This window comes from Chitinivibrionales bacterium, from assembly GCA_035516255.1.
Lineage (GTDB): Bacteria > Fibrobacterota > Chitinivibrionia > Chitinivibrionales > FEN-1185 > FEN-1185.
Window position 1 is genome coordinate 20,874 of record DATJAL010000020.1, and the last position, 17,549, is coordinate 38,422.

Sequence of the window (17,549 nt, forward strand, 5' to 3'; positions counted from 1 at the left end):
GTACCAGGAGAAAAAAGGAATCCAATTATTTGCGCCGGATTGAGATAAATAGGAAGAAACCTTATCCGCTGTCGCCTTATGTACGATGGGCGGTACTTATTGTTCCAAGGTCTGGATAATATTTCGGCATAATCATATATTAAGCAATGACGGTTTAATCTCAATCCCCAAGGAAGCCGCTCATGCCGCTTTCCGTCTTCTTCTCCAACAGCCTCGACCTGCTCGCCGAACAGTTTGCGGCCAGGCTTGCACAGGATTGGAAAGACCCGTTTGACCCGCCGGTGGTCATCGTGCCTTCGGCGCAGGTCGCGCACTGGCTCAGGCAGAGCATGCGCAGGATCTGCGGCACCGATGCGGTGTGGACGCATCGCTTTCTCGACGGGTTCATTCAGGAACAGATCGGCCGGTGCAGGAAAAAATCAAGCATAAAGGAAGAGAGGAGCATGACATCGGCCGAGGTGCTGCAGTTGTCGGTCCTTCGGCTTTTGCAGGGGTTGACAAAAGCGCAATATCCCTGGCTGTACGGACCGCCCGGTGTGGAGGCGGACGCGCCCATTCCGGAGCGCCTGCTCCAGCTTTCCTCGGGCATCAGCCGGCTTTTTCTGGAATATTTTTCTTCGAGGACCGGGCTGCCGGACGCTTGGGCGGCGGGCGAAGACTTTTTTTCCGAGGGAAAGCCGCCGTGGGAAAAAGAAGGTGAGAAATTCCAAAGGGAACTATATAAGAAATTGCTGGACAACGGGGAAATCTGGGCCGTCGCGCACGAGCTCAAGGAATTGCGGCGTCGGCCGTCGGCCAAGTCAACAGATGAAAATGGGCCGGTATATCTTTTCAACGTCTCGGGGCTTGGAATGGCGTATCATGAGTTTCTCACCCGTCAAGCCGAAACCCGCGACATACATGCCTTCATCCTCAATCCCTGCGCCGCGTTCTGGGAAGACGTGCGGACCGTGCGCGACCTGCGCCGCGAGAGAAAATGGTCGCTTAAGAAGCTCAAGGACTATGTCCCGGAAAACGATCCGGACGAAAACCCGCTGCTGCGTTCCTGGGGCGATTTCGGCAAGCGCGTGATAAAAATCTGGAGCGAGCGCGCCGCCGATTACGCGAACACGGAATACCTGGAAAAACCGGCGCTTGCGGAAGGGGAAAATGGAAGCATTCTCAAACAGATCCAGCGTGATCTCCTGCTGCGGATGCCCGGAAAACCGGTTGCGGCCGGTGTTGGCAAACAAGAATCCGACGGCTCGCTCGAGGTGTTCGCCTGCAAGGGAAGGCTGCGGCAGCTCGAGGTTCTCCGCGACTGGATCGTGAACGTTCTACGCAACGACGTCGCAGCATCCCAAAAGCTGATGCTTGGCGATATCGGCGTTTACCTGCCTGACGCCGCCGCCTGCGCCGTTGAAATCGAACTTGTGTTCGGCGCGTATCCGCAGAACCATCCGTTGCATATTCCCTGGGCCTTTGAAGGCGGGCGCCCGGACGCGAGCGCGTACGCCGGCGCGGTGCGCGCCTATCTGGCGCTCATGGACGGCGCGTTCGCCAGGCCTCAGGTGCTCGATTTTCTGTCAAACCCGCTCGTGATGGAAAAAACCGGGACCGCGGCGGCGGACCTTGAGGCATGGACCGGATGGATCACGGCGCTGAACATTTTCCGCGGGTTCGACGCCGCGCACCGCCATGAAGTTGACGGATGCGACAGTTCCTTCCACACGTGGAGCCAGGGCATAAACCGGCTGCTTCTCGGCCGCATTGCGGCAAATCCGGTGCGCATGGGCAGCGCGGATTTTCTCCCGTACCGCGACATCGCCGCCGGCGACGACGCCGGCCTGTTCCGGTTTGTCAGCGCCCTCGAGGGATTGTGGGCCGACAGGGCGGCGCTTTGTGAACGGCTCTCCGGCGACGGCGGCTGGAAAGCGGCCGCGGGGCTGCTGGCCGAAAACCTCGGCCGATGGCTGGAACCTGAAGACAGCGGCGAGAGCGCGGTGCAAAGCGAGTTTCTCGAGGCGCTTTCAATCGCCGATGCCAATGACCGGTCGCTTCCGGCCGCGGATATGCCCAGCGGCGTCCGGCTTTTTCTGGGGTGGGCCGCGTCGATTTTACCCAGGCGGACCGCGGGCCGCGCCGGTTCACCCGGCGTGCTCGTGTTCCGCACGCTTGCGGCCGGCAACGTTTTTCCGTTCAGGCTAATGGCGCTTGTAAATTTCGGCGCGCTCGATTTCCCGGGCGAGAACGCGCCGCGGCCGCTTGACCTGCGGCCGTTGAAAAAAGCAGTTGACGATACGGACCCCATCGAGCGCAACCGCCACGCCTTTCTCGAGGCCGTGGCAAGCGTCGGGGAGCGTCTGGCGGTGTTCTACCCGTCGCTGGACGCGGGCAGCGGCGAGGAAATGCCGCCGTCATCGACCGTACTGGAGCTTCTTACCGCGGCAGGGCTTGACATAAAGCGATTCCGCACCGAAACGCCGTTGTGCGCCGAGGAAGGCGATGTTCCGGCGAACGGGAAAGTGGCGAAAAATCCCTTTCCCGTCATGGACGGCCTGGTTACCGCTCTGGCCGATGAGATGCGGAAAAATCATGATAACGCCCCAGACGCGGAGCCGCCGGCGCAACAGGCGTTTTCGCCCGAGCCGGCCGGCGAACGCCGCCGCGTCAAACTGTCCGCGCTCAGGCGCTGGCTTGAAGACCCGTTCACCCACCGTATCGAAAGCGCGCTCGGCAAAGACGATCCGGAGGAGACCGCGGAGGCGCTTCTTGACGAGGAGCCGTTCGAGACCGCGTTTCTCGACCGTCTCGGCCTTGTGCGAAAAATGTGGGACGGCGCGCTTGACGGATTCGAGGGCTGCGACGGCGACGGCGTGGCCGCGCGGTGCAAAATGCCTGATGACAAAAAGGAAGAACGGTGGCGCGGCCATTTCGATGATGCCTACCGTCTCCTGCGGCTCGAGTCCCGCACGCCCGACGGGTTCCTGGGCAACGTTGACAAAAAGGACCTTTTTGATAATGTCAAGGGATATTTACGGGCATTGTGGGACGAAATCGGCGCCGTTGCCGGCATCGCTTTTGTGGAAAGGCTGCGCCTCGAACGCGGGGCGGCAGCGGGCGCGCCCGCCCGCCAGGGACTGGTGTTTGACCATGTTCCTGTCAAAGGGCGGGCAGTGGTCCTCGAAGGCGGGCCGCAGGTTTGCTTTTGGGAAGGGGATAAAAGGAAGCTCCATCTTTTTGTTCCGGTTTATCCTCGCATGAGCAACGACAGAATCGTCAAATACTGCCTGCTTCCCTGGCTTTCGGCGCAGGCGACAGCCGTCGCGCGGAGGCTTGATTTCGGCTGCGTCATTCATCTGACGGACGGCGAAAAATCAGAAAAGATCGGGATTGACATAAGACAAAAAGAAGCGGCCGCCTATTTCCAGACGGCGCTTGCGGCGTTTCTTGATGAGACGTCGGTTGAGCATCTCCCGCTGCAGGCGGTTGAGACGTTTGTTCAGAAAAGGCTGGCGGCCGCCGAGGAAATTGAGAAAGCCGATATCGAGGAATGGCTCGAAGATGACGCCGGCGCGCAACATCCGCGGTACCGCCACCATTCGGAGTTTGTCGACCTGCTCGGGCCGCCGGTGATCAATGATGCGCGCGAGGCGGCGGCCGCGCGGTACGGCCCCCTCCTATATGCATGCTATCCGCAAGAACCCGCCGACAGAGAAGGGGAGGCCGCGTGTTCCGCGACATAGACCTTGACAAACACGGCCTCGTCGAGGCGTCGGCGGGCACGGGCAAGACCTACACCATCGAGCGGCTCGTGCTGCGGCTGCTTGCCGAAAAGAACGTGCTGCTCGAAAACATCCTGGTGGTCACCTTTACCGAGGCGGCCGCCATGGAGTTGCGCAGCCGCATGCGAGCCCTGCTCGGGCAGGCCTGCGCGGGCAGGGGCGTCGACGGTTTTTACATTTCGGCCAAACAGATGGCGTGGCTCAGCGGCGAACTGCTCGCGTTCGACCGGGCGAACATTTTCACCATCCACGGGTTCTGCAACCGCGTTCTTTCGCGCTGGCCGCTTGAAACCGGTCTTGCCCGGGGCGGCGAGATCGTCGACGAGCAGTCGCTCGCCAACGCCCTTGTTGCCGAGGAGATGCGCGGCGTGTGGCCCGAGTGGGACGGGCGCCTTGAGGGTGCATTGACAAAAGAGATAGGCGAGGCGGGCATTGAGAAATTCCGGGCCGCCGTCGTTGCCGTGGCGCAGCGGTATGCGCCCGGACAAGTGGAACTGGCGCCGGAACCGTGTGAAAGCCTCGATGCCTTCTGCGCTTCGGAAAAAGCGTTCGACGAACGGGTCGACGGCGCCACGGGCAGGCTCCGGAAAGCGGCGGCCCTGCTGCTTGAAGAATATAAAAGGGTCAAGCCGCTGTTGCGGCCCGCTCCCTTAAAGGACGGAAAGTACGACGCCATCACGGCGTGGCTGAACGGGTTCTCCTGCTCGGAAACGGGAGTCGAGGAGCCGGTTGCGGAAAGGGAAGAAACAAAGGAAACCGCCGGACAATGGTTCGGGTTCACGGCGCCGGACATGCGCGTGCCCGAGGTCGCTGCCTTCTTCGGGCGATGGACGGCGTTCGTCAGGGAGAAAACCGGGCTGTGCGCGGAAATTTCCTCTCGAAGCAACAGCCTCGTTGCCTCGCTCGGCCTGAGCCTCAGGCACCGGCTCGACCGTCACCGCATCGGCAAGGGCCTGACCAGCTACAACGACATGATCCGCAGCGTCGAGGCCGCGCTTTCCCGCGGGACAGGCGCGCTGCGTGACCGACTGTGGCGCCAGTACCGCTACGCCATCATCGACGAGTTCCAGGACACCAACGCGCTCCAGTGGAACATTTTCCGCAGCGTCTTCATGGAGGGCGGGGAGAAAAGGCTGTTCGTGGTGGGCGACCCCAAGCAGTCGATTTTCCGTGTGCAGGACGCGGACGTGTACACCTACCTCGAGGCGCGCGGCTATTACGAGGAACAATGCAACAAGGGCCTGGCGAAGATTTATTCGCTCGATGTCAATCACCGGTCCACAAAAGGTCTTATTGACGCATGCAACTGCTATTTTTCAAAGAATGACTGGTTCGCCGTTGCGGGGATCGGTTTTTCGCCGACCGGGCCGGCGGATGAAAAGAAATCCTCCGCAAACCATGCGGACGCGGGAAAGAAGGATGAACCTGACCTAACGGCGATGATCGGAACCTTGAAGCCGTCCGGCCCCGTCGTTGTCAGGCCCCTGTACGGTCTTCCGGACCTGATGACCGGCACGCGCGGGTGTCCGCGTATCGGATCGCAGCGCATGTCGTACGCGCGATACATTGTGTCGAAAATCATCGAATGGCACCAGCAGGGGCTCCCGTACCGGTCAATGGCGCTTTTGTACGAGACAAGGACCTATGCCGGCCCGCTGCTGCCGCTGCTGCGCGAGGCCGGGATTCCCTATTCGCAATACAAGGAGGCCGGGCTCTTCGCCTCGCTGGAGGCGCTCAACTGGGCGTGCCTGCTCGAATACCTGGCCGAAGGCGCGCCGCAGAATTTAAAAAGGCTCCTGCTCACCGATTTTTTCGGACAGGACCCTTCCGAGGTTGTCGCGGGAAGGGCGGTCGCGCAATTCGGAACCGTTGCCGCGTGGTGGCGGACGCTCGCGGGGCGCGGGCAATGGCCCGCTCTCATGGCCGCGGTTTTTTCCGGCACCGCGCTTCTGTGCCGCGCGGCCCGGCGCGCCGGCGGCAAGCGCGTGATCGCCGCGTACCGGCAGATCGGCGAATGGGTCGCGGCCCGTCTCATCGCCGACCGCATGCCGCCCCGCGACGTGGCAAAGCTCCTGCGGGCGTATTACGCGGGCACGCGGCCGCCGCCCGAGGAGGAGGACCGCTTTCGCCGCGAGACCGAGGAGGACGCGGTCGCCGCGACCACCATCCACTCGAGCAAGGGCCTGCAGTTTGACGTCGTGTTCGTTCTGGCAGGAGCGGGCAGGGCCAGATCGCCCGACGCGCCCTACGTGGTGCGCGCCGAAAACGGAATGCGGCGCGGAAAAATACTGGTGTCGCTTGACAAAAGCCATAAGGCCGCGATGGCGCGGGAGGAAGACGGCGAGCGCCGGCGCCTGCTGTACGTCGGCCTCACGCGCGCGCGGTACAAAATGGTCCTGCCGTCGTGGGAGGAACCGAAAAAGGACAGGAAAACAGGCGCCTTGCTTTATGATAAGCTGCCGCACTACGAGAAAAACCTGCTTGACGCAAGCGCGGAAAACGAAAAACTGTTTTACCGGGATTTGTCGGCCGTCTCGACGGCGGAGCCGGGGCGGAAGCGGCAGACAGGCTACCAACGGCCGCGCGCCGGCGCCTTTACAAGCGCGGACAGCACTCCCGTGGAAAGCGCGGCAAGGAAAATCGGCGCTTATGCCGCCCGGTGCGGCATAAGCGGCCGAAGGCAGCTGCTGCATTCCTACACCTCGCTGGTGCACGGCGGCCGCGACAGCGGTCCTGAGTGGCGGGACGAGGCGCACGACAACGCGGATGAAATTGCCGCGAACCTGCCGGAGCAGCTGCGGTTTGATCCTGCCGCGGTTTTGTTCGGCGGATCGCCGGAGAAGGACCCGCAGCCCTCAACGCTTTCCGGCAAAAAAACAGGCACCGCGCTGCATGAGGTGCTGGAAGGCCTCGATTTTACTTCGGTCAAAACCGGAAACAGCGTGCTGAACAAGAAAATAGAAAACAGGTTCGGCGCATACGGCCTGCTCGCCGGAAGCGTGGAACGGCGTGCGGAGACATGCCGGCAAGTTGCCGGCCTGCTGACCGCGGCGCTTTCGCTGAAGTTACCTCTTGTCAACGGCATGACCGTAAGCCCTGCGGAAATCGCGCCGGGAGACATTCTTTCGGAATCGTATTTTTCCGCGGCGGTGGGCCGCCGAAGCGGCCGTATCGCGGAACCGGCAGCCGGCGCCGGCACCTCCGACAGTATCATCGGTTTCATCGACGTCATATTCCGCAAAGGAAAGGACCTCTATCTTCTCGACTGGAAATCCGACACGCTCGACGCGTACGACAAGAAATCGCTTGGTGATGCCATGGAAAAACGCGGCTACACCGTTCAAGCGGCGCTGTATACGGCGGCGTTTCAGCGGTGGCTTGCGGGGCGGTTCGGGGCCCAGGGATACGCGCTGAAAGGTATTTGTTACGTTTTTTTACGCGGGCCCGCGGCGGTAACGGTACCGGTGGATGGAGAGGTTCTTGGCAAATGGGAAGAGGGATTGAAGAGTTGCTTTTTACAGGCTTTCCAGGAAAAGATCATGACAAAAGGAAATACATGATTGATCACGCAACCCGCGCCTCGCCATCAGCGCCGCCTGGTCCCTCGGCGGTCGGGCCGCTCGTGAACTCACCCGGCATTAGAGCGAAAAGATTAGCGGGTCCGGACAGCCCGCGCGGCGGTTCCTCCTGCCCCGGGGCCGACCCCGCGAAGCGGGGGAACGCCCTGCTAATTTTTTATAGGGAAAGTAGCTCATCGTGGACCTTGTAACCTGGGAACGTCTCGCATCCGAGCGCTACCTGAGCCAGCCGCTTGATTGGCATATTGTCAAGATTCTTTCCGCGGCGCTCCCTCCGTCCTGCGGCAACGATGCGCGCGCCGCGTTTGAAACGGGCGCGCGGCTGCTCTGCGCGTCGTTGAACAAGGGGGACACGTACCTGCCGCTTGACCAAACGGAATTTCTGGCCGCGGCAAGCGGCTGGCTCGATATGCCGGAAAACTGGCAAGGCGGCGTCCCGTTTAGAAAGGATCATGGGGATCGGCCGGCAGAAACCGTGGATGCGTTTTCGGTAAAGGAATTTTTGCGCGAACGCATCGCGCGTTTCTCCGACTATCTTGACCGCGACGCATTTGGCGCCGTCGTTTCAAGCCCGGAAGATCCCGGTTGTCCCATCATTTATGACTCCGGAAAAAAACGCCTCTATTTTGAACGGTATTTTCAGGCGGTGAGAGGCATCAATGACGCGCTGGCGAATAGGCTCGGCGATTTTCCGTTTGCCGCGACGGACGGCGCCGCACTGGTGAAAAACCTGCTCGCCAACACTCCCGCGGCCATGCGTCCCGACGCGAGGCAGGCCGCGGCGCTTCTGCTTGCTTTGCGCAACAAGACGCTTCTGGTCTCCGGCGGTCCCGGAACGGGAAAAACCTTCGTGGTGCTGCAGATCGTACGGCTGTTCATGGCCGCGCTTCCCTGGCTTTCGGCCGAGGACATCCGCCTGGCTGCGCCCACGGGACGCGCCGCGGCGCGGCTGCAGGAGTCGATGGCGGCAGGGCTGGCAACGATTCTCGGAACGCAACAAAACGTCGGTGACGGGGCCGTGCGCGGCCGCGACGAAGCGCTGGCCGCTTTGCGCGGAACAACGGTGCACCGGCTGCTCGGTTACATCCCGTCCTCCGCCTCGTTCGCGCGCGGCCCGGAAAACCCCATCGACGCCGCGGTCGTGGTGGTGGATGAAGTGTCGATGCTCGACATCGAGCTGTTCGGCCGCCTGCTTTCGGCGCTGCCCGAGGCGTGCGTGCTCATCCTGCTGGGCGACCGGTTCCAGCTGCCGCCGGTGGAGGCGGGCGCGGTGCTCGGCGACCTCACCGCGCGGTTCGACCGGAAAAAGGGGGATTCTCTTTCGGAAAGAACGGTGAAGGAAGTCGCGAAAGTATTGAGCGCGGAGGAATGCGGCGACCTGCCGGACGCCTGCGGCACCGATGAAAGCGCCCTCCGCGACCGCGCCGTCATCCTGACACGTTCACACCGCAGCGGCCGGGCGGTCCAGGATCTGGCAAGGGCAATCAACAGTAACGAACACCCGATGGCGGCGCTGGGCCGGCCCCTTGCCATGGCGCAACATACTTGGGGCGAGGTGCTGAGCGCGGTTCCCGCCGAGGGCCGCCGAGTGTGGCTCGAGTGCGGTCCGGACGAAAAGGTGTTTCCGAAACTCGAAGGATGGCTCATGCATCATTTCGGTGCGGAATACCAGACGCTGGTCAGACGGGAGGTGCTTGACGCAGAAGAACGGCCGGGGGAGCGCGCACCGCTACTGCTCGACGCACTGGAGACCTCGAGAATCCTCACCGTGGTGCGCGAGGGCGACCGGGGCGCGGCGGGGATTAACGAAAAATGCTGTAAAAAACTCTTCAGAATTTTTGACAAAAAGGGAACTCCGGAGTTTTTTCACGGCATGCCGCTCATCGTCACGCGAAACGCGCCGGACCTGGAACTTTACAATGGGGATTGCGGCGTTCTGTTGCGCGGCCGCGGCAACGGCTTTTTCGGGCTTTTCCGCACGGGTGGAAAATGCGTGGCGCATCCCGCGGGCGCGCTGCCGCGATGGGAACCCTGCTTTGCCATGACGGTGCACAAGAGCCAGGGTTCCGAATACCGCCGCGTGCTGCTGGTGCTGCCCGCGGCGGAAAATCCCCTTTGCACGCGGGAAATCCTGTACACCGCCATCACGCGCGCGAAAGAATTCGCGGCGGTGATCGGCGAGCGCCGGGTGGTCGAGCACGGTTTGGGGAGGGCCGTGTCAAGGAACACCGGCATCAAGGTGTAACATTGCGGGGCCAAAATGTGTTAAGCTATTTCCTCATTGCAACGCTTCTTGTATATTGAGTACTCCAACAAGCAACCTTTTTAAGCCAGGGAGGTAACCATATGGCCAAACTCAGCAAGGTCGAAGTGATCCATCTGCAGAAGAAGTACGGGACCGACGAGGCGATCGGGAAGAAACTCGGCATCACGCGGCAGGCCGTTGAGCAGTGGCGGAAGAAATACGGGATCGATTCCCGGTGGGCGCGCAACCCCGACCGGAACAAGAAGATGGTCGCGCTTTACAAGGCGGGAAGGTCCGGGACGGAAATCGCCGCAAAATTCGGCATGTCGGTGTCTCAGACCTACCGGCTCATTTCGGGCAAGAAAAGAAAAAAATAACAACCGCAACCATTTTAAAAAGGAGCGAATCATGAGGATCCTTTGCGTGCTGTTCGGCGCGGCGGTCGCCGCCGCTTTGTTTTCCGGATGCGGCAGTTCTTCTTCTTCTCCCACATCACCGGGCGGAAATCCGGTCGGCGGCGCCCCGACCATCCACGCCACCGTTGACTGGTCCGTCGTGCAGACCAAATTGCTTCAGTCAATTGGGATTCCGGTCGAAACGACCGTGACGGCTACCGTGAACGTATATACGGGAACAAACGTGCAAGACACCGCGGCGGTGGTCAGTCTCGTGCTGAACGGTGCTTCCTATCCGCTGTCCTGGGATCCCTACGGAATCCGTTTCACCACCACCAGTGCCACGCATAAGGTTCCCGCGTCCGCGGTGAAAAACGGCGACCAGGTCACGGTCACGGTCACGTCGGGCGGCACGACGTATACCGAATCGGCGACCATGCCCGGCGGCGTGACGGTGGCGGACGACGGTTCCAGCGCGAGCTGGTTGACAGAAGGAAATTTCGACGAGCTTACCGTTTTTGCGCTCGACGCTAATAACATGCCGATTACTTCGCCCTTTGTTGCCAGCAGCACCGACGGGTCCGGCGGCATGACGGTAACCGAGGATCTGAACTCGCCGGTATCCATTCCGCAGGGCGGAATGACCTCCGGCAAGTCGTACGAGATCGAGGTGTTGGCCCAGGAGGTGACAACCTCGTTCGGCAGCGCCGCAAATTTGAGCGATCTTAGTGCCCGGGAGATTTACTTAAAGGATATTACCAAGTAGTAAATTTACGTTTGAAGGATTAACGATTATTGAATGTGGATTGAAGACAGGCATGGTGGCTCTGCGCTTCAACCCACTTTTATTTTCTTTTCTCTCAAATCAATTTAATGGACTTTCCAATATAAGCAAGCGACCAGATTGTCTGCCATGTTTCTTTGATTAAGAAGAAAAAAGCAAAATCGGGAGTATTGCTTTTTTCCGGCGTTAGGTGGACCGGAGGGCGCGCAAGAGCGCGTTGCCGGCCGACCCCCGCCGGCACGCGGCATCGGGCGGTCCGGCAACGAGGCCGAATGGCCGAGCCCGAAGGGAGACCGACCCCGCGAAGCGGGGGAACGCCCGGATTCAAATATCTACATGTAAAGAATAAAAATCAACTACTATTATATTCCTCCCATTTGCTTTCCCCGCCCCGTAATACCTATATTTTTTCCTGTAAAGGTTTACAAGACGTCCAAAAACGGTAACAAATCTATTCTACCTCCAGGAGGGATGCATGAAAGCTGGCCAAAGGCTACTTACCCGATGGATGCTCATGGTTTCTTCAATAGCAGCGATGCTTGCCAGTCAGTCTGCGTTCGGCGCGTTTGACAATCCGCTGCCGACAACGACCCTTACCGCGACGCGGGGCATGAGCCAGGTAAGTTCGGGCGAGGCGATGGGCGCGGGACGGCTGAGCTTTTCCTTGTTCGGCTCCTGGTACCAAGTGAACGACTCTTTTCCGCTCTCGCCCAACAAGGGCGCCAATGTGTACACCGACAATGTAGCGTTTTCTTTCGGCGTCAACCCGTTCATTGACGTGTTCGCCTCCTTGTACACGTACGAAATGCAGAATTACGATTCGACAAACTCGGTGGGGCTCGGCACGGTCATGGCCGGAATACAGGGAACGCTTCCCTTTGCCGACACGCTGCCGGTACGGCTCGGCGGGCAGGTGCTTATCTACGGGGGCACGGCCGCGAACCAGATCAACGGCAACCGCGCCGACGGATACAATTATTTCGAGACGCGCCAGGGATACGATTTTGCGGGAAAGCTTTTACAAAGTATAATTCTTGGCAATGAAAAGTACGCCTTCAAGATGCATTTCAACGAGGGTTTGGTGACCTCGCTGCAGTCGGGCAAGGGCCTGATGATGACGCTGGCCGCGGGGATCCAGGTGAACGCGCATCCGGTGCTCGTGCTCGGCCTTGAAGCAAACTCGCGAACGTTCACCGACCACATTGCCATTCTCACCGATCCGCTGTGGATAACGCCCACCATCACCTTCAGGACGCCATATTATTTCAACGTTCTCATCGGCGGCGACATTGCATTGTCAAAGGAACGCGATACCTCCGGCACGTCCGGCACGACGGCGCTCAAGGCGCTCGAGTCGTACCGGGTTTTCGGCTCGATCGCCTTTTCATTCGACCTGCTTGCGCGCCAGAAAGCTGCCGCAAAGGAAAAGGAAAAACAGGACGCGCTTGAAAAAGAACGGCTCAAGGCCGAGGCCGACAGCATGGCGCGCCTGCAGAAAAAGGAGGCCGAGGAAAAAACAAAGGCAATGGCGGCCGCCGACAAGAAGACCCAGGCCGAGCGTCACCGTGCCGACTCGCTCGCGCATGTTGCGGACTCGCTCGCGCAAAAGGCGCGCGCCGACTCCGTCGCGCTCGCCGAATCGAAGCGCCAGGTCGAGGAGGAACGGTCGAAGCGCACCGACGCCGAGAAACAGCTCTTGTCAACGGGCCTCCTCCTGCTCGACGCGGTCTATTTCGCGTCCGGCAAGACCGACATCAACATCAACTCCAAGCCGTACCTTAACATCATCGGAAAAATGCTTTCCAAATATCCCAAGCTCGTGCTCGAGGTGGGCGGTCATACCGACAACGTGGGCAGCCCGTCGTCCAACATGCGGCTGAGCCAGGCCCGCGCCGAGTCGGTGCGCATGTACCTGATTTCGGTTGCGCCGGACCTTGCGGGCCGCCTGAGCGCCATGGGCTACGGTTCGAGCGTGCCCAAGGCCGAAAACTCCACGGCCGACGGCAGGCAGATGAACCGCAGGGTGGAGCTCAAGGTGCTGAACAAGGACGTGCTGAAGGAGTATAATCCGTAAAGGTTTTGCATTTGTTAAATATTCCGGTGGGGGAAGGCTCCCCCTGGGGTGCAGCTTCCGCCGCCTCCTTGTCAAAGAGAGAAATCGGCAAGGCGGCGGCGATCCGCACCCACACCCCCTCTTTGGCGCCGATACACCCATGGTTTACGAACAATAGTAGTGGCTGGCGATCCGTTTGCTGCGGTCCAGACCTTACATGGTGGAAGAAGACGAAAATTATAGCCCATTTGATGACTCTCGATATTCTTACAAACTATCTTTTTGTCTTCTCTGCGCTCTCTGTGTCTCTGCGGTGAATTTTGTTAACTGGTTAGAGAGTACGCAAACGGCGTATTTCGGTATCTCACCCATTTATTTGCTTGTCAAATATTTTAATGAAACAAAAGAAACCCGACCCAGATATCGCGCTCCTCCTCAACACGCTTGACAAACTGGGAGTTGAGGTGCGGTGCGGCGTGTTCGACTCCGAGGGAGGCTTGGCGAGAATCGAGGACCGGTATATACTATTTTTACATGACGCGGTGACCCTGGGCCGTGAAAAAGAGCTGTGTCTTGACGCGATAAGAAAAATGGACCCCGCGCTTTCGCACGTGCCGCCGCGGGTGCGGATACTGCTGGGCGAGGGAGATTGGGGAGACCAAGGAGCAACGGATGGATAAAGTGCGGGTGGCAGTGATCGGCGCCGGCGTTCTCGGCTCATACCACATACAGAAATGCCTTAAAAACAGGGACGTCGCCTTTGCCGGTTTTTTCGACGTATCGGCCGAGTGCAGGGTCGAGGTCGCGAAAAAACTGGGCGTCACCGCGTGGAACAGCGAGGTGGACCTGGTTGCGGCCGCGGACGCCTGCATCATCGCCGCGCCGTCGTCGCGCCATGGTGAAATTGCGCAACGGTGCATGGAAGCGAAAAAACACGTGCTCGTGGAAAAGCCGCTGGCGCCTTCGTACGATGAAGGCGCGGCCTTGGTGCAGCTCGCCAAGGAAAAAAACGTGGCGCTTCACGTGGGCCACTCCGAAGCGTTCAACACGGCGTTTGTGCAGCTCCAGTCGCACACACCCGCGCCGCGTTTCATCGAGGTGCACCGGCTTGCCCAGTATTCGCCGCGCGGCACCGACGTATCGGTGATCCTCGACCTCATGGTGCACGATTTGCAGCTCGTGCTGCGGCTGCTGCGCGAGGAGCCCGTCTACGGCGCAATCGCGGCCACGGGCGTGCCCGTGGTGAGCAGCGGCATCGACATCGCAAACGTGCGCATCCCGTTCGCCTCCGGGTGCGTGGTGAACTGCACGGCCAGCCGCATCTCCGCCAAGCGGATGCGCAAGCTGCGGCTGTTCGAAAAGGACAACTACTACTCGGTGGACCTGGACAAAGAGGAAATAGAACACTATTACCTCACCGCCGCCCCGTCGCCGGGCAGGCCCCTGCCCGTGGGTTTTGACAAGCAAAAGGCCAGGCACGTCGACGCGCTCGAGGCCGAGCTTGCCGCGTTTGTCAATGAAATTCTCGGGAAGGAAGGGCAGAAAGGGGTGACGGGCGAAGAGGCGCTGGCGGTATTAAAGGTCACTGATACGATAATGGGGTTGCTTGATAAAAAGTGACAAAGTGAAATCATTCTTAGATGTCAAATCTGTAGCGACATTGATTGTTTAGCCTCACCCCACCCCCTCTCCCACAGGGAGAGGGGAGATTGTCATTCTTTCTTGCCTTGACATCGGGGCGCTGCCCCGGGCAACAAATATTACACCCCTAGGGGGCTGAAAAATACAGTCACGGCGTTACAACCTTTGCCCGTGCGCCAGGCAGGACTGGAGCTTGGTCCCGACCAACGGGAGGAAATAGACCCGCTGGAGCACGGTTCTGCCCGGCCCGCGCCGTCAGGCATATAGGGGCCGTGGCAGCCCGAGCCGAAGGCAACACCGGAAGGACGACCCTTGGAAGTACCCGAAGGGGTGCGGCCGCCGCCGCTTCGGCGGGGCGCCCATTTTATCTTATTCTTTATATCTACTAACTATGGCACCAATCACAGACATTTGCTATATTATAGTCTAAATTATTTATATTTTATAGGTTAAGGTCCGTTAATCAGAGAACTTGTGCGCCAGTAGCTCAGTTGGATAGAGCGTCGGCCTCCGGAGCCGAAGGTCGTGGGTTCGACTCCCTCCTGGCGTATTTCGCAGCTGCTTAATTTACAAAGGGGGTTCTTATCAAATTCCGAACCAGAACCAGCGGTATTTTCGAAATCATCCAGCCCGTTGCGGAAAAGGGTGAGGTGTTCGATTCCACGCTTCTCAAGAACATGATCAACTCGCTCATCGCCGAGGGGAAGCGGAACTTCGCCATCGACCTGTCTCCGCTCGACTACATCTACTCCGACGCGATCAACGTGATCCTCGCCCTCAACCGGCGCATTCTCGACGTGAGCGGCCGTCTGTCCATCATGGGCCCGACCCCGGAGGTGCGTCAGATCCTCGAGCGCACGGGGCTGCAGAACATTTTGAAGATATTCGACACCGAAGCCGAACTGCTCAAGAGCTCGGAGGACATCATCCTCCAGACCACGCGGTATAATGTCGCCGACCTGCAGTCGTACCAGCAGCAGCCGGCCAAGCCGAAATCGGAGTTCGAGGATTTTCGCTCTGAAATAAGCACCGCAATGTCGCCCGGCGTCGTGGCAGCCGAAGCCGAGCCCGCACCGGGATTCCGCCAGGCGCCGCCGCAATATGCCGCACCGCAGGAACCGCCCCAGCAATTTGCGAAACCCGCTCCCTTCAAAGAAGAGGAATTCGAGGCCGCTTATAAATCATTCGAAACCGAGGCAACCCAGGACACCTACGGGCCGCCGCCCATGCGGCCGCCCGCGCCGCAGCAATATGCCGAACCGTTCACGCCGCCGCCCGTGGTGCCTCCACGGCCGGCAGCCCAGCCGTTCAAGAGGCCCGAGCAGGAATTCGCGCCTGTCCAGGAGCCCATGCCCGCGGCACGGCGCAGAGAGGCCGAGTTCACGCCGCCGCCCCCGCCGCCCACCCGCAGGGTTCCGGCGGTTCCTCCTCCCGAAGCGGCTATTGAGAAGCCGGAGCCCGTTCCGGCAAAACGCAAACCTGCGCTTGAGGAAAAATACGGCGAATATTCCGGCGAAGCCGAAATGGCTCCTAAAAAGCGTTCCCCGCTGCCCGTGATCATCACGCTGCTCCTGGTGGCGCTTTTGGCCGCGGGCGGATATTACGGATACACCGTTTACATAAAGGGACAAAAAGAGAACCCGGCACCGCTCGTCGCGCCGACGCCAGCAAAGCCGCCGGCGCCGGCGCCTGCACCAACCGTCTCAACGCCGACGCCGGCACCCGCACCAACGCCGCCCCCTGCTGTTGAGCCGGTCAAGCCGGCCGCGCCGGTCGCGGAAACTCCTGAAAAACCGTCCAAGAAACCAGCGCCCGGCAAGCCTGGCAAAAAGCCGGAGGCGGTCACACGCAAAGAACCGTCAATTGCCCCGACCACTGCCGCGGCCCAGGGGAAACTGACCATTTCGTCAGCCCCTTCCGGCGCAACCGTAAAGGCCGACGAAAACGTTCTAGGTGTCACGCCGTATATATGGAAAAATCCCAATATCATCGGCGAGGTGACCCTAACGATTTCCAAAACGGGCTACAAGGACGCGGTCAAGACCATCGAATTCACCGGCGGCACCAAGCAGGAATTCTTCAAGCTGGAAAAAGAAGAGGCCGCGCCAACTGCTAAGCCGGCTCCTGCGCCCGCACCCGAGACTGTGCCCGCGCCCGAAGCCGCAGCGCCGCCTCCTCCGCCCAAACCCGCGCCCGCGGCCGAACCGGCGCCCGCGCCCGCAGCGTCATCGGGCAACGGAGATCCAGCGACAATTTTCATCTCGTCGTTGCCGCCCGTCGCTGACGTGTATATGGACGGGAAACTAATCGGCAAGACGAACATCACCAAGCTCAATGTGCTGTCAGGCACGCACAGCATGCGGTTTGTCAAGGGAACGGCAGAAGTCACGCAGGACATGACGTTCAAGGCCGGCGACAACCCATCGCGCTTCGTGTCGGTGAAGTAATAAGGTCAAGTTAGAAATTGAAATTTATTAGCCGGAGCGTCTTTTTTAAAGCGCTCCGGTTTTTTTTATTTTTTGCGGAATGATAATCTGGAGGGGGAAGCCTTTTCTGAGTGCTTCGCCGAGCTCAATACATGCCCGCGATGCGCCTTTTTTCCATGTTGCGCCCGAACCAGCATGAAAGGTTGATTTTCCCGCTCCGGAGTCCGGCGAAGAAAAACGACAATGGTATTTTACCTATGTCAAGCGTTAGACAGGACTGGAGCTTGTCCCGACCAAGGAAATAGACCTGCTGGAGCGCGGTGCTGCCCGGCCCCGCGCATCGGGGGAACGCCCAATTTCTAAATTCAAACGCAAAGTATGATTCTTTACTTTATCCCGCGACTTATATATTTTATTCATCTTCAAAAAAGAACAGTAGTGGCGCTTTAGCTCAGTCGGTAGAGCAGAGGACTGAAAATCCTTGTGTCCGCAGTTCGATTCTGCGAGGCGCCATTTTAGATCAAGGACTTACAACGCGAGTTGTGCGTCCTTTTTCTTTTGGTGCTTAAAAATGCTTACGATTTGTAAACAAACTTGGATTTTCAGGCCGCTGTTCTCCACAATCTGCCGATAAGCGCCTGTACTGCTCCGAGAGGAATGGAA

Annotated in this window: 9 protein-coding genes and 2 tRNA genes; all 11 read left to right on the forward strand. The window is 59.7% G+C overall.

Features of this window, described 5'->3' with window-relative positions; translation table 11 throughout:
* The first annotated feature begins 182 nt into the window (after positions 1 to 182).
* The 11 genes from VLX68_06995 (at position 183) to VLX68_07045 (ending at position 17,399) form a co-directional block, all read left to right on the forward strand.
* Positions 183 to 3,725, forward strand: coding sequence for an exodeoxyribonuclease V subunit gamma (locus tag VLX68_06995; GenBank protein HUI91976.1), 3,543 nt, complete (start codon positions 183 to 185; stop codon positions 3,723 to 3,725).
* Positions 3,710 to 7,324 (forward strand): UvrD-helicase domain-containing protein, encoded by a 3,615-nt coding sequence (locus tag VLX68_07000; GenBank protein ID HUI91977.1) that lies wholly within the window; start codon positions 3,710 to 3,712, stop codon positions 7,322 to 7,324. Before VLX68_06995 ends, VLX68_07000 begins: the two co-directional genes overlap by 16 nt.
* A gap of 196 nt (positions 7,325 to 7,520) precedes the next feature.
* Complete coding sequence (gene recD / locus VLX68_07005; GenBank protein HUI91978.1) at positions 7,521 to 9,587, forward strand: exodeoxyribonuclease V subunit alpha; 2,067 nt, start codon at positions 7,521 to 7,523, stop codon at positions 9,585 to 9,587.
* 101 nt (positions 9,588 to 9,688) lie between these two features.
* A complete protein-coding gene (locus VLX68_07010; protein ID HUI91979.1) occupies positions 9,689 to 9,964 on the forward strand; it encodes a helix-turn-helix domain-containing protein in 276 nt (91 codons plus the stop codon).
* Between the two features lie 31 nt (positions 9,965 to 9,995).
* Positions 9,996 to 10,748, forward strand: a complete 753-nt coding sequence (locus tag VLX68_07015; GenBank protein HUI91980.1) for a hypothetical protein — start codon at positions 9,996 to 9,998, stop codon at positions 10,746 to 10,748.
* Positions 10,749 to 11,241: 493 nt separating this feature from the next.
* Positions 11,242 to 12,840, forward strand: coding sequence for an OmpA family protein (locus tag VLX68_07020; protein HUI91981.1), 1,599 nt, complete (start codon positions 11,242 to 11,244; stop codon positions 12,838 to 12,840).
* Positions 12,841 to 13,214: 374 nt separating this feature from the next.
* Positions 13,215 to 13,499 carry a hypothetical protein gene (locus tag VLX68_07025; GenBank protein ID HUI91982.1) on the forward strand — a complete coding sequence of 95 codons (285 nt, stop codon included), beginning with the start codon at positions 13,215 to 13,217 and terminating at the stop codon, positions 13,497 to 13,499.
* The gene (locus VLX68_07030) at positions 13,492 to 14,439 is read left to right on the forward strand and encodes a Gfo/Idh/MocA family oxidoreductase (GenBank protein ID HUI91983.1); all 948 of its coding nucleotides are present in this window, start codon (positions 13,492 to 13,494) and stop codon (positions 14,437 to 14,439) included. Before VLX68_07025 ends, VLX68_07030 begins: the two co-directional genes overlap by 8 nt.
* A 497-nt stretch (positions 14,440 to 14,936) precedes the next feature.
* Positions 14,937 to 15,010, forward strand: a tRNA-Arg gene (locus tag VLX68_07035).
* 100 nt (positions 15,011 to 15,110) lie between these two features.
* Positions 15,111 to 16,907, forward strand: a complete 1,797-nt coding sequence (locus VLX68_07040) for a PEGA domain-containing protein (protein ID HUI91984.1) — start codon at positions 15,111 to 15,113, stop codon at positions 16,905 to 16,907.
* Between the two features lie 419 nt (positions 16,908 to 17,326).
* Positions 17,327 to 17,399, forward strand: a tRNA-Phe gene (locus VLX68_07045).
* Positions 17,400 to 17,549 lie beyond the last annotated feature (150 nt).